Source organism: Actinoplanes sp. NPDC049668, assembly GCF_044465445.1.
GTDB lineage: Bacteria > Actinomycetota > Actinomycetes > Mycobacteriales > Micromonosporaceae > Actinoplanes.
This window is the reverse complement of sequence record NZ_JBITLR010000003.1, coordinates 899,281-920,754: the sequence shown is the minus strand read 5'-3', so window position 1 is coordinate 920,754 and position 21,474 is coordinate 899,281. Positions and strand designations below refer to the sequence as shown.

Annotated in this window: 19 protein-coding genes and 1 pseudogene; 6 read left to right on the top strand and 14 right to left on the bottom strand. The window is 69.7% G+C overall.

The features are described 5' to 3' along the window. Nucleotides 1-49: 49 nt before the first annotated feature. From ACIBSW_RS16955 to kduI, 10 genes are all read right to left on the bottom strand, one after another. Entirely contained in the window at nucleotides 50-4,333 is a 4,284-nt protein-coding gene (locus ACIBSW_RS16955; protein WP_354724000.1) for a LamG-like jellyroll fold domain-containing protein, read from the bottom strand. Between the two features lie 208 nt (nucleotides 4,334-4,541). Continuing rightward, nucleotides 4,542-5,639, bottom strand: coding sequence for a sugar kinase (locus ACIBSW_RS16950; protein ID WP_354723998.1), 1,098 nt, complete (start codon nucleotides 5,637-5,639; stop codon nucleotides 4,542-4,544). Then, a complete protein-coding gene (gene eda / locus ACIBSW_RS16945; protein ID WP_354723996.1) occupies nucleotides 5,636-6,268 on the bottom strand; it encodes a bifunctional 4-hydroxy-2-oxoglutarate aldolase/2-dehydro-3-deoxy-phosphogluconate aldolase in 633 nt (210 codons plus the stop codon). The genes ACIBSW_RS16950 and eda overlap by 4 nt, the downstream gene beginning before the upstream one ends. Continuing rightward, on the bottom strand, nucleotides 6,265-7,761 hold the full coding sequence (locus ACIBSW_RS16940; protein WP_354723994.1) for an aldehyde dehydrogenase family protein: 1,497 nt from the start codon (nucleotides 7,759-7,761) through the stop codon (nucleotides 6,265-6,267). The genes eda and ACIBSW_RS16940 overlap by 4 nt, the downstream gene beginning before the upstream one ends. A 29-nt stretch (nucleotides 7,762-7,790) precedes the next feature. Next, nucleotides 7,791-8,786, bottom strand: coding sequence for an ABC transporter permease (locus ACIBSW_RS16935; RefSeq protein ID WP_354723992.1), 996 nt, complete (start codon nucleotides 8,784-8,786; stop codon nucleotides 7,791-7,793). Then, nucleotides 8,783-10,312 carry a sugar ABC transporter ATP-binding protein gene (locus tag ACIBSW_RS16930; RefSeq protein WP_354723990.1) on the bottom strand — a complete coding sequence of 510 codons (1,530 nt, stop codon included), beginning with the start codon at nucleotides 10,310-10,312 and terminating at the stop codon, nucleotides 8,783-8,785. Before ACIBSW_RS16930 ends, ACIBSW_RS16935 begins: the two co-directional genes overlap by 4 nt. A gap of 73 nt (nucleotides 10,313-10,385) precedes the next feature. Beyond that, complete coding sequence (locus ACIBSW_RS16925; protein ID WP_354730131.1) at nucleotides 10,386-11,381, bottom strand: ABC transporter permease; 996 nt, start codon at nucleotides 11,379-11,381, stop codon at nucleotides 10,386-10,388. Between the two features lie 2 nt (nucleotides 11,382-11,383). Next, complete coding sequence (locus ACIBSW_RS16920) at nucleotides 11,384-12,442, bottom strand: sugar ABC transporter substrate-binding protein (protein ID WP_354730133.1); 1,059 nt, start codon at nucleotides 12,440-12,442, stop codon at nucleotides 11,384-11,386. A 109-nt stretch (nucleotides 12,443-12,551) separates the two neighbouring features. After that, complete coding sequence (gene kduD, locus ACIBSW_RS16915; protein ID WP_354730135.1) at nucleotides 12,552-13,331, bottom strand: 2-dehydro-3-deoxy-D-gluconate 5-dehydrogenase KduD; 780 nt, start codon at nucleotides 13,329-13,331, stop codon at nucleotides 12,552-12,554. Beyond that, a complete protein-coding gene (gene kduI, locus ACIBSW_RS16910; protein WP_404799352.1) occupies nucleotides 13,328-14,143 on the bottom strand; it encodes a 5-dehydro-4-deoxy-D-glucuronate isomerase in 816 nt (271 codons plus the stop codon). Before kduI ends, kduD begins: the two co-directional genes overlap by 4 nt. Before the next feature lie 154 nt (nucleotides 14,144-14,297). Between kduI and ACIBSW_RS16905 the strand changes: the two genes are divergently transcribed. Next, nucleotides 14,298-15,089: an IclR family transcriptional regulator gene (locus tag ACIBSW_RS16905; protein WP_354730139.1), complete on the top strand. Its 792-nt coding sequence runs from the start codon at nucleotides 14,298-14,300 to the stop codon at nucleotides 15,087-15,089. Nucleotides 15,090-15,171: 82 nt separating this feature from the next. Here ACIBSW_RS16905 and ACIBSW_RS16900 read toward each other — a convergent pair whose 3' ends face one another. Further along, nucleotides 15,172-15,393 carry a tautomerase family protein gene (locus tag ACIBSW_RS16900; RefSeq protein ID WP_354730141.1) on the bottom strand — a complete coding sequence of 74 codons (222 nt, stop codon included), beginning with the start codon at nucleotides 15,391-15,393 and terminating at the stop codon, nucleotides 15,172-15,174. A gap of 180 nt (nucleotides 15,394-15,573) precedes the next feature. Here ACIBSW_RS16900 and ACIBSW_RS16895 point away from each other — a divergent pair, with 180 nt between their 5' ends. The 3 genes and pseudogenes from ACIBSW_RS16895 (at nucleotide 15,574) to ACIBSW_RS16885 (ending at nucleotide 18,114) form a co-directional block, all read left to right on the top strand. After that, nucleotides 15,574-16,266, top strand: coding sequence for a YcnI family protein (locus ACIBSW_RS16895; RefSeq protein WP_354730143.1), 693 nt, complete (start codon nucleotides 15,574-15,576; stop codon nucleotides 16,264-16,266). Next, nucleotides 16,263-16,622: pseudogene (locus ACIBSW_RS16890) on the top strand (copper resistance protein CopC); the annotation flags it as partial. The gene ACIBSW_RS16895 and the pseudogene ACIBSW_RS16890, both read left to right, overlap by 4 nt. A 526-nt stretch (nucleotides 16,623-17,148) precedes the next feature. Continuing rightward, the gene (locus tag ACIBSW_RS16885; protein ID WP_404799363.1) at nucleotides 17,149-18,114 is read left to right on the top strand and encodes a copper resistance D family protein; all 966 of its coding nucleotides are present in this window, start codon (nucleotides 17,149-17,151) and stop codon (nucleotides 18,112-18,114) included. 150 nt (nucleotides 18,115-18,264) lie between these two features. Here the strand turns inward: ACIBSW_RS16885 and ACIBSW_RS16880 are convergent, their stop codons facing one another. Further along, a complete protein-coding gene (locus tag ACIBSW_RS16880; protein WP_354730145.1) occupies nucleotides 18,265-18,960 on the bottom strand; it encodes a hypothetical protein in 696 nt (231 codons plus the stop codon). A 259-nt stretch (nucleotides 18,961-19,219) separates the two neighbouring features. Here ACIBSW_RS16880 and ACIBSW_RS16875 point away from each other — a divergent pair, with 259 nt between their 5' ends. Continuing rightward, nucleotides 19,220-19,411, top strand: coding sequence for a hypothetical protein (locus ACIBSW_RS16875; protein ID WP_354730147.1), 192 nt, complete (start codon nucleotides 19,220-19,222; stop codon nucleotides 19,409-19,411). A 253-nt stretch (nucleotides 19,412-19,664) separates the two neighbouring features. On the opposite strand, the gene ACIBSW_RS16870 is transcribed toward ACIBSW_RS16875, so the two are convergent. Further along, entirely contained in the window at nucleotides 19,665-19,847 is a 183-nt protein-coding gene (locus tag ACIBSW_RS16870) for an alcohol dehydrogenase catalytic domain-containing protein (protein ID WP_354730149.1), read from the bottom strand. Nucleotides 19,848-19,979: 132 nt separating this feature from the next. Between ACIBSW_RS16870 and ACIBSW_RS16865 the strand changes: the two genes are divergently transcribed. Beyond that, nucleotides 19,980-20,654 carry a TetR/AcrR family transcriptional regulator gene (locus ACIBSW_RS16865; RefSeq protein WP_404799351.1) on the top strand — a complete coding sequence of 225 codons (675 nt, stop codon included), beginning with the start codon at nucleotides 19,980-19,982 and terminating at the stop codon, nucleotides 20,652-20,654. A gap of 344 nt (nucleotides 20,655-20,998) precedes the next feature. On the opposite strand, the gene ACIBSW_RS16860 is transcribed toward ACIBSW_RS16865, so the two are convergent. Further along, nucleotides 20,999-21,448 carry a hypothetical protein gene (locus ACIBSW_RS16860; RefSeq protein WP_354730152.1) on the bottom strand — a complete coding sequence of 150 codons (450 nt, stop codon included), beginning with the start codon at nucleotides 21,446-21,448 and terminating at the stop codon, nucleotides 20,999-21,001. Nucleotides 21,449-21,474: the final 26 nt, after the last annotated feature.

Below are 21,474 nucleotides of genomic sequence, written 5' to 3'. Positions count from 1 at the left end.
GGATTCCCGGGGCCCATCTCGTCATGTCATCTCTACCTGGTCGATACGGTCATCGGCGGCCCGCATGGAGCTGTGCCACATGCTCGGCGCTGAGCTCGTACCCGTACAGCCGGAAGTCGTCGATCAGCCCGTCGAAGCGGGCGTCACCCCAGCTGGTGCCGCCGATGAAGTTGGCCGTCGTGTTGCCGCCAACACCCACGTCACCGATGTTGATCGGGAAGTCCGTACGGATGGCCTGCTGGACGCCGTTGAAGTAGATCTTCCCGGTCGAGCCGTTCATCGTGAACACCACGTGCGTCCACGCGTTGAGTGGTAGGTCCCGGCCGGCACCGAGAAGCAGCCGCTCCTGTGCGGCCACCCCCGGTGCTTTGAAGGTGGCGCCGAGTCCGGTCGTCCCGCCGTTCGTGGCCGACTGGAGCAGGAAGAACGTGTCCGTGCTGCTGCCGATCTGCACCAAGGGCACCCAGCTCGGCAGCGTGTCCGGACGCGCCCAGAAGGACACGGTGAACTGCTCGTCCAATCCGGCGTCGACGTTGTCCGGCATCCGGACCTGGTTACCCGTGGCGGCGGCACCACCGGGCAGCGACACCGCGCCGCCGATCTGGCCTGCCGTGCTCCAGCCCGTCGTGCCCTGCAGGGTGGCTGTCCCGAGCGCCGGTTTCGTCCCGGTGTTCGCGGCCGAGGTGCCGGCGTTCTCGTCGAAGGTGTAGCGGACGGCGGCACCCTCGTTGTACATCGCGGCGACGTCCGCCGCGCTCAGCGTGGACGTGTACAGGCGTACGTCGTCCATCAGGCCGTCGAACGCCGCGTCCGGGTAGCCGTTGCGGCCCAGCCAGTTGTTGGCTGTCGGACCGATCGCGGTCATGTCGATCGTCAGATCGGCACGGCTCGCGATCGCCGCCCCGTTGAGGTACAGCGTGCCGACCGAGCCCTGGCGGGTGAAGGCCACGTGGTTCCACTGGTTGGCGGCCACGTCCTGAGCCGGGCTGGCGTAGATCCGTTCCTCGGGGCCGGTCTTCGCCTTGAAGGTCGCGGCCAGCCCGGTGCTGCCGGACGCCTGGGTCTGCATCTGGATCTGGAAGTAGCTGCCGGCGGAGCCGGTCCCGTCACCGATGTGGAACAGGCCGGTCCAGTTGGCCTTCGTGTCGGGGCGCACCCAGAACCCGGTGGTGAAGTTCGTCGCGCCCTGCAGCAGGTTGTCCGGCAGGTCCACCGCGTTGGCGGTGCTTCCGCCGGGCAGGTTGGCCGCCTTGCCGATGACCCCGTTACCGGCCCAGCTCGTGGTTCCGGTCAGGATGGCCGGACCGGGCCCGCCGGCGGTGCCGGTGTTGGCGGCTGACGTGCCGGTGCCCTCTTCGAACTCGTACCGGGTGAGGGAACTGGCGGGCGGCGGTGGGGCGTCGTCGCCCACGACCACCAGGTCGTCGATCATCAGGCCGACGGCGGTGCCTCGTAGGCTGAGCGTCGCGGTACTCGACGCGGCTGTGAAGGTGCCGGCGTAGGTGCCGTAGGCGGCCGTCGACGGCTGGGCGGTGGTGGCGGTGAGGGTGGCGTTCAGGTTCGCCACCGACAGGGTGCCAGTCGCCGCGGTGGTTCCGCTCACCCGGCTGTCCCGTGCGTAGCGCAGCGAGACCCGGTAGGTGGTGCCGGGGGTGAGGGAGCTCAGGGTGCGTTGGATGCCGCCCGCGGCGCCCAGGCTGAGCTGGTAGCCGGTGAGCCCGAGACCGCCTTGGCCGGCAACGGTGCCGCGCGCGAGCTGGACCTGGCTGCCGACCGTCCACGGGGACATCCGGGTGCTGCCGGCGGCGACGTCGACGGTGGCCGGCGGGTTGGCGGTACGCCACTCGGCGGGCAGGCGCGGGTACTCGAACTGGTCGACGACCCGCGGGTTGAGCTGGGTCAGCTTCACCGCCGGGTCGATCTTCACGATCTTCGCGACCGACGGGGTGCCGGCGGCGTCCCAGGCGAACAGCATGTACGAGCCGGGCGGCGCGTACGTGCCGTTGGCCGGCGCGGTGATGTTGACCGTGCTGCCGGACTGGCTGAACGCCAGGTCCTGGAAGTTCTGGTCGTTGTTGAAGCCGTGCGTCACCGAGCCGTTGCGGACCAGCGTGACCCGGGAGACGGTGCCCGACGCGGTGATCGCGAAGCTGCCGTTGTACCCGATCGTCGCGGGCGCGGTGTTGATCACCGGGCGCGGCGCGGGCTGGTCACCGTTGAACAGGTACGCCGGGGAGTAGTACTCCACGTCCGTGTAGTTGCGCGGGCCGGGAGTGCCGCCGCCGCCCATCATCACCCGGCCGTCCGGTAGGAGCAGGGCCGCGGAGTGGTAGAGACGAGCGTGCTCGTACGGCACGGCGACCTCGCTCCAGTTCCCGGTGTCGGGGTCCCAGATCTCGGCGTTCGTGACGTATCCACCGTTGCCGTTGTTCTCGCGGCCGCCACCGGTCACGAGCACGTCGCCGTCGGGCAGGACCGTCGAGGTCGCCCAGTGGCGCTGGTACTTCATCGGCTTGGTCGCCGCGATGACGGGGCTCGCCGTGCCGCCGGTGATGTCGACGGTGAAGCCGGCGCGAGCGCCGTCCGGGCCGCCACCGTTGCCCCACCAGCCGCCGCCGACCTGAAGGATCTTGCCGGGGCGGTACATCGTGGCCGTTGAGGTGGCACCGACCGGGTTGCCGTTGGTGCCCTGGTTGGCGATGGTGCCGGGCAGGGTGCCGCGCAGCACCAGCTGTCCGGTGCCGTTGTTGCCCGCGGGGTTGAGCTCGGACAGCTGGGTGCCGCTGATGTTGAACAGCGTCCCGCTGCCCGGCGCGACGAACGCGCGGGGATACCACCAGCGGTTCTCGTCCTGACCGGCGTGGTCAGCGCCACCGTCACCGTACGCCGCCGGGCTCCGGGCGCCGTCGAGCGTCTTCCAGCCCGATCCCGACTGCGGGGTGTAGATCTCCGGGGTGAGCACGCCGGGTCCGCCCGTGCCGCCACGCAGGCTGCCGCCCTGAACGACGATGTCGCCGTTGGGCATGGTGGTGCCGGTCGGGTACCACCGCGGGTAGTTCATGGGCGCCTTGTTCTGCAGCCCGTTGTTGGTGGTGTAACCGGTGACGCCGATGGCGGCGTCGTTCGGGCTGTTACCACCCAACCCGTCGTCGCCGCCGATCGTCATCGTGGAGTGGTCGTGCGGGTTCTGCACCTGCATGGCGCAGAACAGGTCGGTGTAGGTGGTGTTCGGCAGGATCCCGGCGCGCAGGTTGGCCAGGGTGCGTGCCTGGGCGGGGTCCCAGACGTCGACCTCCATCTGGCCGCCCTGGGTGACCGAGTCGTTGCCGCTCCAGTCGTACGGGGTGGTGTCGTTGCTCCAGCCCCCGACGCTGCCGAAGGACTGCACCTTGCCGTCGGAGGTCAGCGACATGTTGATCGGCACCAGCGGCCACGGCGTGACATCGCTCCAGGCGCCGGCCCGGTCCAACACCGGCGGCGAGCAGTCGGCGGTGAGCAGCCCGGCGGCGTACGCCAGGCCGTTCTTCATCTGGGCGCGCATGTAGGCCTCGGAGTAGGCCGTGCCCTCGTGGCCCATCGAGGTGTACCAGGACCGGCCGGAGTCGATCTTCTGGCACCAGGTGACCGGGTGGGAGGTGCCCTGGTGGCCGCCGCCGTAGGAGGCTTCGTCGGCCTCGATCAGGGTCCGGACGTTGGGCGCCGGGTTGACGACCCAGTCGTACCACTCGTCGCTGCGGGTGATCGAGGCCGTCACACCCGACGTCAGCGGGTGACCGGCGTCCCGCACGAACACCCGGCCCGGGCGCACGCCGGGGTTCTCCGGGTGTCCCTCGGAGACCGCGCCGACCAGGCGGGCGTAGAAGGGGTTGACGTCGTGCTCGCTCTCGCCGACCGACCAGCCGGTGTAGTGCAGGCCCATGAAGCCGCCACCGCCGCGGATGTAGGCCTCGAGCGCGGAGCGCTGCGCCGCGTTGAACAGCACACCACCGGTCTGCGCGAAGACCACGGTGTCGCGGGCGGCGAGGTTCGAGGTGTTGAAGACCGCGGGGTCGTCGGTCTCCTGGATCTCCACCGGCTGGTTGTACTGCGTGCCGAGCTGGGTGGCCAGGTCACGCACGGCCTGGCGGGCCTGCACGTTGGAGGCGTGGAAGTTGGGCTTGTAGAAGAGCAGGACGTTGAGCCGCCCGTCGTCGACGGCGGCCGCCCGGGCGACCGCGCCGGCCGCCGAGCCGGCGACCAGGGTCAGCGCGACGACAACCGCGGTGATCGGGAGGAACAGTCCCCCGAACAATCGTTCGAGGCGGGCAGACAAGGGGAAGCGGGGCACTTTCATTAAGAGCTCCCTTGGGGATTCGGGTGACGTGGCAGCGAGGGACGGTCGCTGCCACGGTGTGCCTGAACGTATGCCCACCATGGATGCATCGTCAAGAACTGCGTCTATATACGCGAACCTCAATCATTCCAGTTCTTATATGAGAACTGGATCCGTACAGAAAGGTAGGCCCCGAGGAAATCCGCGGGGCCTACCTCGTCAGTTCGACCTACCGGCGTACGCGGGCGCTACCGCCACCGGCCAGCGCCCAGACTTCCTCCCGGGTCGCCATCGACGTGTCGCCCGGCGTGGTCATGGCGAGTGCGCCATGCGCGGCGCCAAGCTCCAGGCAGGACTGCAACGCCTCACCCTCGAGCAGGCCGTAGATCAATCCGGAGGCGAACCCGTCGCCTCCACCGACCCGGTCGAAGATGCCGAGATGATCGCGTACGGCCGAGGACAGCACACCGGTCGACGGTGACCAGGCGATCGCCTGCCAGTCGTTGTCGCTGGCGGTGTGCACCGTGCGCAGGGTCGTCGCCACGATCGACAGCCACGGCAATCTGCTCGCCACAGTGGCAACCATCTGCGCGAAGCTGTCGATCGGCAGCGCCCGCAGCTGCTCGTCCACGTGCTCGACGTCGAAGCCGAGTGCGGCGGTGAAGTCTTCCTCGTTGCCGATCATCACGTCGACGTGCCGGGCCAGCCTGGTGTTGACCTCACGCGCCATCTGCGTGCCACCGATACCGGCCCACAGGCTGGGCCGGTAGTTGAGATCGAACGAGACCACCGTGCCGTACTTGTGCGCGGCGGCCATCGCCTCCTCGGCCACGGCGGCGGCGTTCTCCGACAGGGCGGCATAGATCCCGCCGGTGTGCAGCCACCGGACACCACGCCGGCCGAACAGGTCGTCCCAGTCGATCGTGCTCGGCCGCACGTTGGCGATCGCCGTGTTGGCCCGGTCGGACACCCCGACCGCACCGCGTACCCCGAAACCGCGCTCGGTGAAGTTGAGCCCGTTGCGGACCGTGCGGCCGATGCCGTCGTACTTCTCCCAGCGGATCAGCGACGTGTCGACCCCGCCCTGCATGATCAGGTTCTCGACGAGATGGCCGATCTCGTTGTCCGCCAGCGCGGTCACCACCGCGGCCCGCAGCCCGAAGACCTTGCGCATCCCGCGGGCCACGTTGTACTCGCCGCCGCCCTCCCACACCTCGAACCGCCGGGCGGTCCGGACCCGGCCCGCACCGGGGTCGAGCCGCAACATCACCTCGCCGAGCGCGACGATGTCGAACTCGCACTCGGCGGCCGGACGCATCTCGATCATGCTGTTCCCCGCCGGTCGGGGGTGGGCACGGCCGCACACCTCGCGGTGACCTCGTCCCACTGCGCAGAGGCCAGCAGATCGGGCGCCACCATCCAGCTGCCGCCGACGGCGGCCACCGCCGGATGGGCCAGGTAGGCGGGCGCCTTCTCCGCGGTGATCCCGCCGGTCGGCACGAAACGGACCTGCGGGAACGCCGCGGCCAGGGCCTTGACGGTGGGCAGCCCGCCGCCGGCCTCGGCCGGGAAGAACTTGACGGTGTCCAGACCCAGGTCCAGCGCCGCCATGATCTCGGAGGCGGTGCTGACCCCGGGGATCACCGGCAGCCCGAGCGCCTGACAGCGGCGCACGACTTCGGCACTCAAGCCGGGCGAGACCACGAACCGGGCACCCGACTCGTAGGCGAGACCGGCCTGCTCGGTGGTGAGGACCGTACCGGCACCCACCACCAGATCACCGCGCCGCGCCAGCCGGCTCAGCACCTCCGCCGCCTTCGCCGTGCGGAAGGTGACCTCCGCGACCGGCAGGCCGCCGGCGACCAGCGCGGCGCCCAGATCATCGGCGTACGCGGGGTCGTCGAGCACCACGACCGGCACCACCCGGTGCCCGCGCAGAACGTCGATGACGCTCACCGCAGCTCGGCGATGACGGTCTTGAGCTCGGTGTAGTCGTCCAGCCCGAACGAACCGAGCTCGCGGCCCCAACCGGACTGCTTGAAGCCACCGCGCGGCAGGGTGACGTCGTCGGCGTGCCACGTGTTGAGCCACACCGTGCCGGCCCGCAGCCGGGCACCGACCCGGTGCGCCGTGCCGATGTTGTTCGACCAGACACCCGCGGCGAGCCCGTACACCGTGTTGTTCGCGGCCGCGACGGCCTCGTCCTCGGTCTGGAACGGGACCGCCGTAACCACCGGGCCGAAGATCTCGTCGGTCTGCACCGCCATCTGCTCGTTGACCGCGGTGATCAACGTCGGCTGCACAAAGAAGCCGCGGTCACCGACCCGGTCGGCGCTACCGGCGTTCAGGACGGCGCCCTGCTCGACCGCGCCGCGGATGTAGCCCAGCACCTTCTCGTGTTGCTCCTGCGAGACCAGCGGACCCATCTGCGAGCTCGGGTCGAAACCGTCGCCCACCTTGATCGCGGCAGCGGCCGCGGCCACGCCCTCGACGACGCGGTCGAAGACGCCGCTCTGCACGTAGAGGCGCGAGCCGTTGACGCAGCACTGCCCCTCGTTGAAGTAGCCACCCAGCACCGCACCGGCGATCGCGGCCTCGATGTCGGCGTCGTTGAAGATGATGTTGGGAGCCTTGCCGCCGAGCTCGAGGGAGACCTTCTTGAGGTTGCCCGAGGCCGCGGCGGCGATCTTCTTGCCGACCTCGGTGCTGCCGGTGAAGGCGACCTTGTCGACGCCGTGGTGGTCGACCAGCGCGGCACCGGTGTCGCCGAAGCCGGGCAGGACGTTCACCACTCCGGCCGGCAGACCGGCCTCGAGCAGCAACTCGCCGAGGCGCAGCGCGGTCAGCGGGGTCTGCTCGGCCGGCTTGAGAATGACCGTGTTGCCCGCGGTGATCGCCGGGACGATCTTGAAGCAGGCCATCAGCAGGGGGAAGTTCCACGGCACGATGCCGGCGACGACGCCGACCGGCTCGCGCCGGGTGTACGCGTGGAACTCGCGACCCGGCACGGACATCGGGATGGACGTGCCCTCCATCTTGGTCGCCCAGCCCGCGAAGTAGCGGAACAGCTCGGCGGCGACCGCGATGTCACCGTCGCGGGCCGCCTCCACGCGCTTGCCGTTGTCGAGGGCCTCCAGCTGGGCGAACTCGTCGGCGTGCGCCTCGATCAGGTCGCCGATCCGCCACAGCAGGTGTGAGCGGTCTCGCGGGGTCATCCTCGACCACGGGGAGCCGGACTCGAACGCCGTGCGAGCCGCCACGACCGCGCGATCCACGTCGACACTCGACGCGTGCGCGACCTGGACGAGTTCCTCCTCGGTCGACGGGTTGACGGTGGCGAACGTCCGGCCGTCCTTCGCGTCCACCCAATTGCCGTCGATCAGCAGCCGCTTGGGTGAGGACAGGAACGAACGGACGGCGGGCAGCAGTGCGGAGTTCTCGTGGGGCATGATCGCCTTCCATAGGGTCGGGACTGGAACTACTTGATGATCGAGACTCGTGATCGGTCGAGGGTGAGCGCGACGGCGACGACGATGATCACGCCGTACAGGATCTGTTCGTATGCCGACGGGACCCCCACGATCGGCAGGCCGACCCGGAGCAGCGTCACGACGAGCGCGCCGGCAAGGCTTCGCCACACACTGCCGTGACCGCCGGTGATCGCGGTTCCGCCGACGACGATCGCCGCGACCGCCGGCAGAAGAAGGTTGTCGGCCATGGTCGGACCGCCGCTGAACTGACGTGAGACCAGCATGACCGCCGCGAAGCCGGCGCAGGCACCGGAAACGCAGAACGCGCCGATCTTGACCAGGTCGACGGGCGTGCCGGCGAGCCGCGCGGCCGATTCGGAGTAGCCGGTGGCGGAGATCCAGCTGTGCAGCGGAGTCACCCTGAGCACCACGGCGGTCAGGGCGACGACGAGGACCGCCATCGCGAACGACATCGGCACGTAGCCGGCGACATAAAGGTCGAGCCACCGGACCGGGGAGTCGTCCACCACCCGCACGGTGCCGGCACCGGAAATGACCAGGGCGACCGAGGACAGGATGCTCAGCCCGCCCAGGGTGACGATGAACGACGGGATCCGCAGCAGTACATGCGCCGCGCCCTGCACCGCGCCGATCGCCGCCGCGACCAGAATGACGACCGGCGTGGCGACGCCGCCGAGGTCCGGCAGCCACAGCGCCAGCAGGACGGTCGACAGCGACGCCGACGCCGCGATGGACAGGTCGATGCCACCGCAGAGGACGACGAGCGTCGCCCCCGCGGCGAGCACGATCAGCGGCGCCGCGGTCCGCGCCGCCGCGGTCAGGCTGCGCTGAGTCAGGAAGTCCGGATCGGCGATGGTCAGGGCGGCTACCAGCGCCACCAGGGCGATCAGCGGCATGAACCCGGTGAGCCGCTCGGCTGTGCGGGGCCTGCTCGTGACGCTGGCGGGTTCGGTGGCCGGTCTCATGGCGACGGGAGTGCTCATACCATCTCCTTGACGAGATCCAGCGGGCTCGGCTTGCCGCCGTTCGGGCAGGCGACCTCGGCCGCGACCCGGCCGTCGTTCATCACCAGGATCCGGTCGGCCATGCCGATGGCCTCCTCGAGGCTGTCCGCCAGCAGCACCGTGGCGACCCCACTTGCGGCGAGCTCGCGCATCAGCCGGTACACCTCCGAGCGGGCACCGATGTCCAGGCCGCGGGTCGGATGGTCCAGCAGCAGCAGCCGGATGTCGCCGGCGACCAGCCACCGGGCGAGAACCACCTTCTGCTGGTTGCCGCCGGACAGCCGGCCGATGGCGGTGCCGCGGTTCGGCGTCCGGATCGACAGCCGGCGAATCCAGCCGTCCACCAGGGTGGCCTGCTTCTTCGGCGCCACGAAGGGTCCCGTGCAGCGGGCCTTCTGCTTGGTCAGGGTCATGTTCTCGGCCACCGACATCGCGCCGACCATGCCCTCGATCTTGCGTTCGGCCGGCACGTAGCCGATGCCGGCGGCGCACGCGGCGCGGGTGCTGGGCAGCTCGATCTGCTTGCCGTCCATCCGGATCTCACCGGCGGTCGTCGGCTCGGCCCCGAACAGGGCACGGCAGACGTCCTCGCGACCGGAGCCGTGGACACCGACGATCCCCACGATCTCACCGGCGGCCACGTCCAGGTCGATGTCGTGGAACGATCTGCCGGACAGACCGCGTACGGACAGCCGGGGCTGTTCGGCCACGACCGGCGCGGCGGCGTTCTCGTGATAATGATCGTCGGACCCGGTGGACCCGATCATCATCCGGTGCAGCTCACGCGGGACGGCACCGGCCGTGGCGACCTCGCCGACCGACTCCCCGCTCCGCAGCACAACGACGCGGTCGCACACGTCCAGCACCTCGTCGAGACGGTGCGAGACGAAGACGACCGAGGCGAACTCGCGCAACCGGCGGATCTGCGCGAACAGAGTCTCGATCTCCTTGGACTCCAGCACCGAGGTCGGCTCGTCCAGGATGATGACCGGCGGGTGCTGGCTGCGCTGCTCGATGCGCAGCACCTTCGCGATCTCGACCATCTGCCGCTCGGCGAAGGACAGCGAGTCGGTACGGGCCAGCGGGTCGATATGCGAGCCGATCTTGTCGAGTTGCTCCTGGGCCAGCCGGCGCATGGCATCCCAGCGGTAGATGCCCCGCCGGACCGCCGCCCCTTCGCTGCCGAGAACGATGTTCTCCGCGGCGGTCAGGTTGGGCACCAGGGACTGCTCCTGGAAGACCATCCCGATGCCGTGATCGGCGGCCTCCACCACGCTGCGCAGCCGGACCGGCTCGCCACGGACATAGATCTCACCGGCATCCGGGGCGACCAGACCGACCAGCGCCTTGAGCAGCGTGGACTTGCCGGCGCCGTTCTCGCCGGCCAGACCGAGGACCTCGTTCTGCCGCACGATCAGGTCGACGCCGTCGAGGGCCTTCACGCCCGGGTAGTGCTTGACGAGGCCGCGTACCTCCAGTGCCGGCACCGGCGCGGGCGAGCTCATGCCATCGCCTCCGCTGGCGCTCCGGCGATGCCAAGAGCTCGGGACTGAGTTGATGATTCGCTCGCGAGCTCGCTCATTTGACCACCTGGTTCCGTCGACGCTGGGGAATGACCGCGGCGGCGACTGCGGCCACCACGATGAGGCCCTCGACACCGCCCTGCCAATAGGGGCTGACCCCGACCTGCACGAGACCGTTCGTGAGCACCATGACGAGCAGGACACCGACAGCGGAGTGCAGGATGCCGCCGCGGCCGCCGGTGAGCAGGGTGCCGCCGACGACCGCGGCGGTGATGGCGGAGAAGTCGTACCCGTCGCCGGCCTGGACCAGACCGGCGCCGAGCTGGCTGGTCACCATCACGCCGCCCAGCCCGTAGAAGGCGCCGGCCAGGGCGAAGACCGCGACCTTGCACGGCCTGACCCGCACCCCCGAGAGGGCGAGCACCTCCTCGGCGCCGCCGATCGCGTAGGCGTACCGGCCGAGCCGGGTGTAACGCTGGATGAGCCAGCCCACCAGGATGCACGCGGCGGCGATCCAGGTGAGATAGGCGAACCCGAGGAACCGCTCGATCGCCCAGCTCTCCAGCATGGCGTCGGAGATGTTGGGCTGCACGCCGGCGAACATCAGCGTCGCGACGCCGAGCCCGACGGCCGACACCCCCAGCGTGGCCATGAACGACGGCACCTTCAGCAGGACGAGGGCCAGCCCGCTCAGACAGCCGAACGCACAGCCCAGCAGCACGGCGATCAGGATGCCGAGAAGCCCGAAGTCGTTGTCGTTGCGATTGTTGGCGACCAGCAGCGACACGGTCAGGGCGGAGGCACCCATCACGCCGGCAGCCGAGAGGTCGATCGACCCCATCATCAGCACGAACGTGATGCCGCAGGTGACGACGGCGAGCACGGCGGCCGCGTCCACGATGTTCTGGACGTTCCCGATGCTGCGGAACTGCGGGCTCAGGACCGCGAAGATCAGGAAGATGACGATCAGCGCGACCGGTGGGCCGGCGTCTCGAAACGACGCGCCTCGCCGGGACTGGCGGCGAGGCGCGTTGACGACCTCGGCTGTCATTGTCACGTCAGAGGCCCGGCCACACGGTTGAAGACGTTGGCGCACTCGTAGTCGGACGGGTTCGACTTGGGCGACGCGAAGTCGGCGGCGTTCGCCTTGTTGACGAGGAACTGCTTGGCGAAGAACGCCCGGTTGTCGGCGGCGATGTCCGCCACCTTCAACTTGCCGGTGGCGACGCAGTAGCCGATCGCCAGGCCGATCCCACCCTGCCAGGTGCCGTCGCTGGAGACGGTGGCGGTCATGGTCCCGCCCTGGATGGCGGTGATCGCGTCCGGAACGGCGTCGATACCGACGACGGCCACCTTGCCGGCCTTGCCGGCCTGCTGCAGTGCCTCGAGAGCGCCGAGGGCCATGTCGTCGTTGGCGGCCCAGATGCCCTTGATGTTGTCGCCGTGCTTGGTCAGCAGCGTCTTGGTGACCGTGAGCGCCTCGGCCCGCGAGAAGTTGGCGGCCTGCTGGTCGAGCAGCTTGACGCCGGAGTTCTTCTTCAGCGACGCCTCGAGGCCGGCGAACCGGTCCTTGGCGGCCGCGGTGTCGAGGATGCCCTGCAGCGCGATGATGCCGCCCGAGCCGCCGATCGCCGTGGCGAGCGCGTCACCGATCTGCTGGCCCGACTCGACGCCGTTGTAGGTGATGTGGCTGATCCACGTCTTGTAGTCGGCCGGCTTGAGGTCGGCCGGCTTGTTCCACTGGGTGACGAGGTAGGCGCCCGCCTGGTCGGCGCCCTTGACGATCGCCGGGGTGTCCGAGTCGCCGTTGGGGAGCACGTTCATGACCAGGCACTTGGTGTCGCCGGCGAGGAGCTGGCTGATCTGCTCCTGCTGCTTGGTGGAGTCGCCGTCGTAGGTGAGGCGCTCCTGCTTGAGGCCGACCGACTGGGCGAAGGCGTCGCCGCCGGAGAGCCAGGCGGCCTCGTAGGGGTTGGACTCGTTGCGGACCTGCCCCACCAGGCGGACGTCGGCCGACGCACAGGCTGCGCTGTCGCCGGTGGCGGTGTCCCCTCCGCCGGCCTGCTCGCTGCTGCAGCCGGCCAGGACGGCCGCGGCCAATGACACGCTCATTATGGCTGCGGAGGGACGAGCGGTGATCTTCATTATCAATCCTCAATCTCTTCGATGCCGGATCTCCGGCGCGGTGGCACATGCAGAGAGGCGTCGTTTCGTACGGGGGTCAGCGGGCCATCCAGCCTCCGTCGACGACCAGGACGTGGCCGTTGACGTAGTCGGCGGCGGCGGAGCTGAGGAAGACGGCCGCTCCGGCGATGTCGGAGGCGTCTCCCCAGCGGCCGGCGGGGATGCGTTCGAGGATGGCGCGGGAACGGTCGGGGTCGGCACGCAGCGCGGTGGTGTTGTCGGTGGCGATGTAGCCGGGGGCGATGGCGTTGACCTGCACACCGAGCGGGCCCCACTCGTTCGCCAGGGCCTTGGTGATGCCGGCGACGCCGTGCTTACTTGCGGCGTACGCCGCGACGCGAATGCCGCCCTGGAAGGAGAGCAGGCTCGCGACGCTGACGATCTTGCCGTGCCCGCGTTCGGTCATCGGCCGCCCGAATCCCTGGCAGAGCAGGAACAGGCCGGTCAGGTTGATGTCCAGCACGCGGTTCCAGGACGGCCGGCGAACCATCACCGAGTCCTCGCGGTCGATGACGCCGGCGTTGTTGATCAGAATGTCCACCCGGCGGCGGCCGCTCACCTCGGCGGCGACCCGCTCGACGGCGTCGTGGTCGCTGACGTCGAGATCGACGACCTCCACCTCCCGGCCGAGCTCGGCGAGCTGGTCGCGGGTGGACTTCTGGGAGCCCGGCCGGCCGAGCAGGATCAGGTCGGCTCCGGCCCGGGCCAGCCCGAGAGCGATGGCCTGCCCCAGGCCACGGCCGGCGCCGGTCACGACGGCGCAGCGCCCGCGCAGGTCGAACGGCGAACGCGGCTCGGCGGCAGGCCCGGTGCTCACAGGTCCTCCAGCGCTACCGGGGTCAGATCGGTGTACTCGTTGTTCTCGCCGCCCATCGCCCAGATGAAGGCGTATGAGCCGGTGCCGACACCGGAGTGGATGGACCAGGGCGGGGAGATGACCGCCTCGCGGTCGCGCATGACGAGGTGGCGGGCGGCGCCGGGGCGGCCCATGAAGTGGAAGAGCCGGTCCTTCTCGTCGAGGTCGACATACATGTAGACCTCGGTGCGCCGGTCGTGCAGGTGCGGCGGGCAGGTGTTCCACACCGAGCCGTCGGCGATGACGGTCACGCCGAACTGGAGAACCGCGGTCTGCAGCTCCTGACCCCAGGCGTAGCGGTAGAGGCGGCGTTCGTTGGCGCTCTCCGGGCTGCCCAGCCTGACCGGCTCGACCGCGGAGTGGCTGAGCAGGGTGGTGGGGTAGGCCGCGTGCGCCGGAGCCGAGACGAAGTAGAACGCGGCGTCGGCACCGGCGAAGACGACCTCGCTGCCCCGGCCGACGAACAGCCCGTCGAGGTGGCGCAGCTCGAACTTCTCGTTGTTGACGAGCACGTGACCGGACTGCCCGACGTTGACGATGCCGAGCTCGCGGCGGGCCAGGTGCGAGCCGGCGCCGAGCACGTCCCAGGCCGGCAGCTCGAGCTGGCCGTCACCGGGAACCGCCGCGCCGACGACCAGCCGGTCGTCGTGGGTGTAGACCCCGCGCACCTCGCCGGTGCGAAACAGGTCCTGCACGAGGAAGTTCTTTCGCAGGTCCGCATTGGTCGCCGTCTCCACTTCCGACGGCGATGCGGAGTACCTAACTTCGATCAACACTCTCTCCTCGTTCGTGAACCGCGTTCCGCTATGTGAACTGGATTCGACGATACCTATGGCGCCGATCACAGGTCAAGGGGCCGAAGTCAGTCCCTCTATGTGAACCGTGGTGTAGGGTTATGCGACCACGAACGGTTGATGAGGAGGTCTCGTGGACATCGAGAAGACGGCCAGCGGCAGCGGCGTCACCTCGCAGGTCAAGTCCGCCGCCCGCGTCCTCGACGTCCTGGACGACATCGCCGCCAACGGCCCTGGCACCCAGCTTCAGCTGGCCAAGCGCCTCGGCATCCCGAAGAGCAGCCTGCACGCGCTGCTGCGCACCATGTGCGCCCGCGGATGGCTGGACACCGACCAGACCGGCAGCGTCTACCGGCTCGGCGTGCACACGCTGACGGTCAGCTCCGCCTATCTCGACGGCGACCCGGTGCTGTCACGCGCCGGCGCCGTCATGGACGAAATCGCCGCGGCCACCGATGAAACGGTTCACCTGGGCCGCCTCGAGGGCGCGGAGATCATCTACACCGCCAAGCGCGAGTCCAAGTACCCGTTGCGCATGTACTCAGCGGTCGGCCGGCGCCTTCCCGCCTACACCACGGCCCTCGGCCGGGCGATGCTCGCCGAGCTTCCCGAGGATGTCCGCGACCCGCTCGTGGCCCATGAGATCAAGGCCCTCACCCCCAAGACGACAACGGACCGCAACGCCCTGCTGGCGATCATCGACAAGGCCGTCCAACTCGGATACGCCGAGGAGAGCGAGGAGTCCTGCCTCGGCGTGCGATGCTTCGGCGTTGCGCTGCCCTTCTCGCACCGATCGATCGACGCGATCAGCGTCGCCGTCCCGATCAGCCGCCTCGACCAGGGCCGGGAAGACTTCATCATCGAAACGTTGCTGAGCGTGAAGGCCCGCCTGTCGGCGATGCGCGACAACCGGATGGTGCGCTGACCTGGCACCGCACCGGCGGTGCCAGGGCAAAAAAGCAGCCGCCGCGCGGCCACCTGAACGGCGGGGCACGGCGGCAGGCGTATTACTTGTCGAGCGCGGCCAGCACCCCGGCGCGACTGGCGTCCTCGCTGGCCAGCACGCCTCCGTTGGCCACGTCATCCGGGGTGATCTCGTTGAACACCATGCGGACGTCCTGCTCCCGGGCACCGAGGATCTCGACGGCGCTGTCGGCCACGGCCCGGGCGAAGGCCCTGCGCTGCTCCAGGGTCCGGCCCGCCAGCAACTCGACGGTGATGTTAGGCATTGCGCCGCCCTTCCTCTCGATCGTCCATCAGATGGACTTCGATTCACTTATGTGAACCGGACCCTACCTTTCCGCCAGGAGTGTCGCAACGCCATGCCTGTCTAGTTCACATCCTTGACATCGATTCGGCATGTTGGTCCAATCTGTGCGCCCGACTCGTTCTTCAGGCGCGAGGTTGACATGGGATTTACCTGGATCCGGCGTCTCCTGCTGAAAGGCGCCGCCGCGCTGATCGTCAGCCTGGCCGTCCCCGCCTCCGCGGCGGGCGCCCACGTCAGCGTTACGCCCTCGACCACCAGCGCCGGCGCCCACGCGATCCTGCAGTTCAGCGTCGGGCACGGCTGCGAGGAATCGCCGACCACCCGGATCACCGTTCAGATCCCGGCCACGATCACCTCGGTGACCCCCTCCCGCACCGCGCTGTGGAAGGTCGAGAAGAGAACCGAGCAGGTCGACCCGCCCGTGGTGGACGTGCACGGCAACCAGATCGTGGAACGGGTCGCCGCGGTCACCTTCAGTACCGACACCCCGCTGCCGGACGGCTACCGCGAGGTCTTCGAACTCGCGGTCCAACTGCCCGACGCCGCCGGAACCACCCTGCTGTTCCCGACCATCCAGACCTGCCAACAGGGTGAGGCCGCCTGGATCGAGGTACCGCAGGACGGGCAGAACCTAGCCGAACTCGCGTTGCCCGCCCCCGGCTTCACCATCTCCGGACCGGTCGACGGCTCGCATCACCACGCGGCCGCGGCAGCACCCGCAGCGACTCCAGCGCCGAAGAGCGACAGCCTGACGCTCGCCGCGTTGGCAGCCGGTGTCCTCGGCTCGGTCCTCGGTGGTGTGGCGCTGCTTCGCCAACGCCGCCAAGCATGAGCCGCCCTCGGCCGCGTTGTCGGCGAACGGCGGTACTCCTGACCGTGCTACCCGTGCTGCTGCTGGGCGTCTCTACACCGGCGAACGCGCACGCCAACCTGGTCAGCACCGACCCGGCTGAAGGCGCGGTACTGCCGGCCGCACCCGGCCAGATCAGATTCACCTTCGACGAGGCCGTCCGCGGCGTGCCGGACGGCGTCCAGGTCTTCGAAGCCCACGGTGACCCGGTCGCGGCGACGACGACCGTCAACGGGACCGAACTCCAGGTCGGACTGCCGCGACCGCTCGGCAACGGCACGACCGTGATCACCTGGCGGGTCGTCTCCGAGGACGGGCACCTGATCAGTGGCGCCCTCACCTTCTCGGTCGGCGCGCCCACCCCCGCCATCACCCCACCGCCGAGCGCCGCGGGCAGCATCCCGGCGGTCCCCTGGACGCTGACCCTGGCCCGGTGGGTGGGCTACGTCAGCCTCCTGCTCGCCGCCGGGCTGGTCACGTTCGCCGCCCTGTTCCCGCCGGCGGGCCCCTGGCCCGACCGGATGCGTCGCCGACTCGCCGCTGTCACGCGTACCGCTGCGGGGATCGCCGCCGCGGCCTGGCTGGCCGCGCTGCCGATCACCGCGGTCTATCTGCTCGGCGGCGGACCCGGCCTGCTCACCCACGGCCCCACCTGGTCCTTCCTGCCGCCCACCGAGTACGCCGTCGCAGCCACCGTCGCCGGCGGCGTACTCCTGGCCGTAGCCCTGCTCGGCCCCGGGCCGGAATCACGCCAGCGCCGCATCGCCGCCGTGACAGCCGCCGCGATCGCGGCCACCGCCCCGGCGCTGGTCGGGCACACCCGCGCGGCCAGGCCCCGAATTCCTCGCCGTCGGTGCGGACGCCCTGCACCTGCTCGCGGGCAGCGTCTGGCTCGGCGGGCTCACCGGCCTGGCGCTGACCCTGCCCGCCCTCGCACACCAGGGCACCGCCGCGGCCGAAACCCTCGCCCGGTTCTCCCACGCCGCCGCCGCCGTCCTGGCCGCCCTGGTCGCCACCGGCGGGCTGCTCGCCTGGCGCATTCTCGGATCCTGGCGAGCCCTCATCGACACCGACTACGGGCAGCTGCTGCTGGCCAAGATCGCCGTCGTGGTGGCCGCCCTCACCATCGCGGCGTACAACAGGTGGAAGCTGCTGCCCCGGCTCCAGCAGGCGGCGAAACAGGTCAGCCGGGAGGCGACCACCCGGCCGGTGGTGCGCGCCACCGCGATCGAGGGCGCCGTTCTGGCCGTCGCCCTGCTCCTCACCGGATTCCTCGTCGACACCAGCCCCGATACCAGTTCCGGTCCGGCACGCGTGGCTGCCGAGACCAACCCCGACACAAAGACGACAACCCTCGGAGACATCCAGGTGCGGGCCCGCCTCACCCCGCTGACCCGCGGGCCCAACACCATCACCCTGCGGATGACCACAGCGGCCGGCGGACCCGCCGAGGGCGTCGCACCACCGGTGGTACGCCTCTCCTCCGACCTGGCCGCGCTCGGCACCGTCCCGCTCAGACAGGTTTCCGCCGGCCTCTACACCGCGCAGGTCACGCTCCCGGCACCCGGGACCTGGCGGATGCAGGTGTCATTGCGCGTCAGCGAATTCGCCAACCCGGTCGAGGAACTGGAGTTCGGTCATCGGCTGACGGCCGCCGGCGCGCCACCTCGACCACGAACGGACGATCGCCTGGCTGATGAACTACCGCCGCCTGGTCCGACGCTACGAACGCCGCGCCGAACACTTCCACGCCTTCGCCGACATCGCCGGCCTCCTGATCTGCTACCAACACCTCAAATGAGTCCCCCACGGCCAAGCGCTCCGACGTAGACCAATTCGTCACCACTGCCGGTCCGAACGCCGAACAAGCGGCCACTTGACGTTCCCGCCGCGGCTGGGTCCGGGGCCGCGACGACCCCTATCCCCGGGCGGCCCTCCACGGAGTCCTCGTCCGCGGCCTCGGCGCCGCCCTCATCTCGGTCACGACCGGACGAGGCGCACGCCGGTCGCGACCAGCCAGACGAGCCAGGCGAAGAACCCTAGGAGCCCGACGAAGATCAGCGGCGAGCCGTCGGCGATCGCGAGGTTACCCAGCCCCGCGGCGAGCAGCAGGCTCCCGCCCACCATGCCCAGCAGCCGCTGCCAAGCCGGAGTCAGCCCGCTCGCGTGCGTGGCGAGGGCCGAGCCGATGCAGGTGGTGCCGAGCATCGGCAGCGCCAGCGCGAACGCCGCCGCGTGAATCTGCCAGACGAGCCCGAACGCGGGCGTCGGCTCAACGAGCCCGCCGGCGGAGAGCGCGAGCCCGATCTGCAGGACGTTGACAAGCACGAAGATGGCCGACAGCGTCGCGCCAGCGGCCAAGGCGAGGCGCGACCAGTCGGCGCCCGCTCCGCCGCGCCGCTCCACGAGGCCGTGCAGGCCCGTCACGAACACGAGCAGCAGCGGCAGGTACAGGGCTACCAGACCGGACACGATCGCGACCGCGTCGCGGTTGGCCGCGTAGTAGGCCAGCACGTCCTCGATCGGAGCGCCGTAGGGCAGCGCGCCCGTTACCGCAAACAACACGTTCTCGATCACCACCAACACCGCGAACGCGATCGCCGCGGCACCGACGAGCCGGCCTCGATCGAACCAGCTGCGGGCTGGCGTGGTGGCGGTGTTCTTCGGTGGTCTCATCTCCTACTCCTTCGTTACGGTCGGATGACCGGCGGGTTGTCGAGCAGGTTCGGGGTTTTCGTTGGGATGGTCATCGGTTCCTTCTTTCGAGAGGAGCGGTTCGTCCGCCGGAGTGGGCAGGTCTGGGCGTGCACACGCACGAGTTGGGTCGTTCTCGTCGGTCCGGTCGTCAGACAGTGATCACGACCTTTCCTCGGGTGTGGCCGGCCGCGACGTAGCGGAGGGCGTCGGCTGCTTTGTCGAGGGGTAGGTGCGGTCGATGACGGGCGTGACCTGTACGGGTGAACCCGGACAGCACGCGCGCTTTGACGATCCGGCCGAAGGGGCCGAGCCGGCGGCCGCCGCGTCCGCTGTTGGGGATGAGGGTGCCGGTGGGCGTCAGCGCTCGGCGGACAGCCGCCAGGGGCTGGGCTTCCACATTGGCGAGGAGGTGAAGTCGGTCCTCGTGTAGTCGACGACTTGGTCGGCACCGAGGGACGGACCAGTTCAACGTAGCGGGTGGCGAAGGAGCCCACACCGCCCGACGCGCCCGTGACCAGCACCGTCTGGCCCTGTCGAACGTTCGCGATCTCGCGCAATGCCTGCAATGCCGTCATGGCCGACGTGGGCACCGCTGCCGCGTCCACGACCGACAGGTTGGCAGGCACGGACACGGGGTTGTCCGCCGGGACGCAGGCGTACTCCGCGAGCGTTCCAGCGGTGCTTCAGCCGAACACCTCGTCGCCGGGGCGCAGAGCGATGACATCCTTCCCGACCGCTGCCACCACGCCGGCGAGGTCCCTGCCAGGGATGCGGTACTGGCCTGCGGCCCGCATCGTCGTCGTCCCGGCCGGGCTCGCCCCCGGCACCGGGTGTGCTCCGGCATTCGATCGCTGTTCGATTCCCACAGCAGCCTCCTCACGTCCGAGCTGCGACTTTCCCTGATTCGTACACCGTACGTCGTACACCGTACTACAGGTCGTACACTGTACGATGACTGTGCGCTGGACGATTGTCAAGCCGTTCGAGCGAGGAGACCCGTGTCTGCGAGGGAACAACGCCAGGTCGCGTCAGACGCGGGGCTGAGCAAGCAAAGAGTGGTGACCGAGGCACTCCGGCTCGCCGACCGCGAGGGGGTCCACGGGCTGAGCATGCGCCGGCTGGCTAGCGCGCTCGGCGCGGGTGCGATGTCGCTCTACCACTACGTGGCGAACAAGGAGCAGTTGCTGGACGCCATGATCGACATCGTGTTCGAGGAGATCGAGCTCCCGCCCGAACAGACCGACTGGCAGTCAGCGATGCGACGGCGGGCGGTATCCGCCCGACGGGTTCTCGCATGCCACCCATGGGCGATCGCCCTGATGGAGTCGCGGACATCGCCGGGGCCCGCGAACCTGCGCCACCGCGAAGCGGTCACCGCCTGCCTGCGGAGGGCCGGCTTCTCGGTCTTGATGGCGACGCACGCCAACTGGTTGCTCGACAGCTACGTCTACGGTTTCGCCCTGCAGGAAGCCAGCCTGCCGTTCGACACCGCCGATGAGCTCGCGGACATGACCGAGGACGTCTTCCTGCCCCAGCTTCCTCCTGACGAGTTCCCCTACCTCAACGAGTCCGCCGCGGCACTCGTCGCTGCCGGCTACGACCCGGCGGAGGAGTTCATCTTCGGCCTCGACCTCATCCTTGCCGCCCTCGAGCCCCTGAGGGACTCCGCATAGCGACGCTCACGGACCGTCGCGCGGCACCTCTGCACCGCAGCTCCGATCCATAACCGCCGTGTTGTAGTGGGGCTCGTCGCGGCCGTGTGCCTGGGTGCCTACGTGACTTCGTCGGTTGCCTCTGCCGCATCACCTTGTGTGCCCACTGACGTAAGGATAGGGATCCTGGTCGTGGGTTCAGGCTGTTCCCTGCCCGCCGACCCACCAACATCGGCCGGGTGCCTCAGCCGCCGCCGAGGGCCTCGCTTCGCAGCGGCGGACCGCCCCACGGCCCGCGCATCGGCCCACCGGTGCAGTCCGATGGCGTACCTGCGTCGCCGGGTGGCGGTCTACCACCGGTCACTTCATTCGGGCCAGATCTGGAGTAGGTAGCGTTCGACGCCGCGCAGTTCGACGTCCGGCGGCGGGGCGGCGGCCAGCAGTTCCGTGCGCCCGGTGACGTACGCGCGGACCCGGTAGGCGCCGGCGTCGCCGACCGTGATGTCGTCGGCGTCCTCCCCGTCGACCAGCGGGTTGATCTCCAGGAAGCCGCTGTCGAGGAGCACCGGGGTCTCGCGGGGGTCGGCCCAGCCGGGTGCCGGTGGTGGCTCGGCGTTCCAGGCCTCCACGGTGAGGGCCGCGACGTGGTGGCGGGTGGACGCGCTCACCACGGTGATCATGTTGCGGCCGGCGAACAGCCATGCGGTGGGTGCGGGGTCCGGGTCGGCGTGCTGGTCGCCGCTGTCGTCGATGAGGTCGAAGGTTCCGTGGTCGACGAGGACCTCGGTCTCCACGCGTTCGATCAGGTCTGGCATCGGTACTCCTGAAGGGTGCGGAGCCC

Coding starts and splice junctions, on each gene's coding strand:
- ACIBSW_RS16955 (WP_354724000.1), bottom strand. CDS start 4,333: ATGAAAGTGCCCCGCTTCCCCTTGTCTGCCCGCCTCGAACGATTGTTC.
- ACIBSW_RS16950 (WP_354723998.1), bottom strand. CDS start 5,639: ATGATCGAGATGCGTCCGGCCGCCGAGTGCGAGTTCGACATCGTCGCG.
- ACIBSW_RS16940 (WP_354723994.1), bottom strand. CDS start 7,761: ATGCCCCACGAGAACTCCGCACTGCTGCCCGCCGTCCGTTCGTTCCTG.
- ACIBSW_RS16935 (WP_354723992.1), bottom strand. CDS start 8,786: ATGAGCACTCCCGTCGCCATGAGACCGGCCACCGAACCCGCCAGCGTC.
- ACIBSW_RS16930 (WP_354723990.1), bottom strand. CDS start 10,312: ATGAGCTCGCCCGCGCCGGTGCCGGCACTGGAGGTACGCGGCCTCGTC.
- ACIBSW_RS16925 (WP_354730131.1), bottom strand. CDS start 11,381: ATGACAGCCGAGGTCGTCAACGCGCCTCGCCGCCAGTCCCGGCGAGGC.
- ACIBSW_RS16920 (WP_354730133.1), bottom strand. CDS start 12,442: ATGAGCGTGTCATTGGCCGCGGCCGTCCTGGCCGGCTGCAGCAGCGAG.
- ACIBSW_RS16900 (WP_354730141.1), bottom strand. CDS start 15,393: ATGCCTAACATCACCGTCGAGTTGCTGGCGGGCCGGACCCTGGAGCAG.
- ACIBSW_RS16895 (WP_354730143.1), top strand. CDS start 15,574: ATGGGATTTACCTGGATCCGGCGTCTCCTGCTGAAAGGCGCCGCCGCG.
- ACIBSW_RS16880 (WP_354730145.1), bottom strand. CDS start 18,960: ATGAGACCACCGAAGAACACCGCCACCACGCCAGCCCGCAGCTGGTTC.
- ACIBSW_RS16875 (WP_354730147.1), top strand. CDS start 19,220: ATGACGGGCGTGACCTGTACGGGTGAACCCGGACAGCACGCGCGCTTT.
- ACIBSW_RS16860 (WP_354730152.1), bottom strand. CDS start 21,448: ATGCCAGACCTGATCGAACGCGTGGAGACCGAGGTCCTCGTCGACCAC.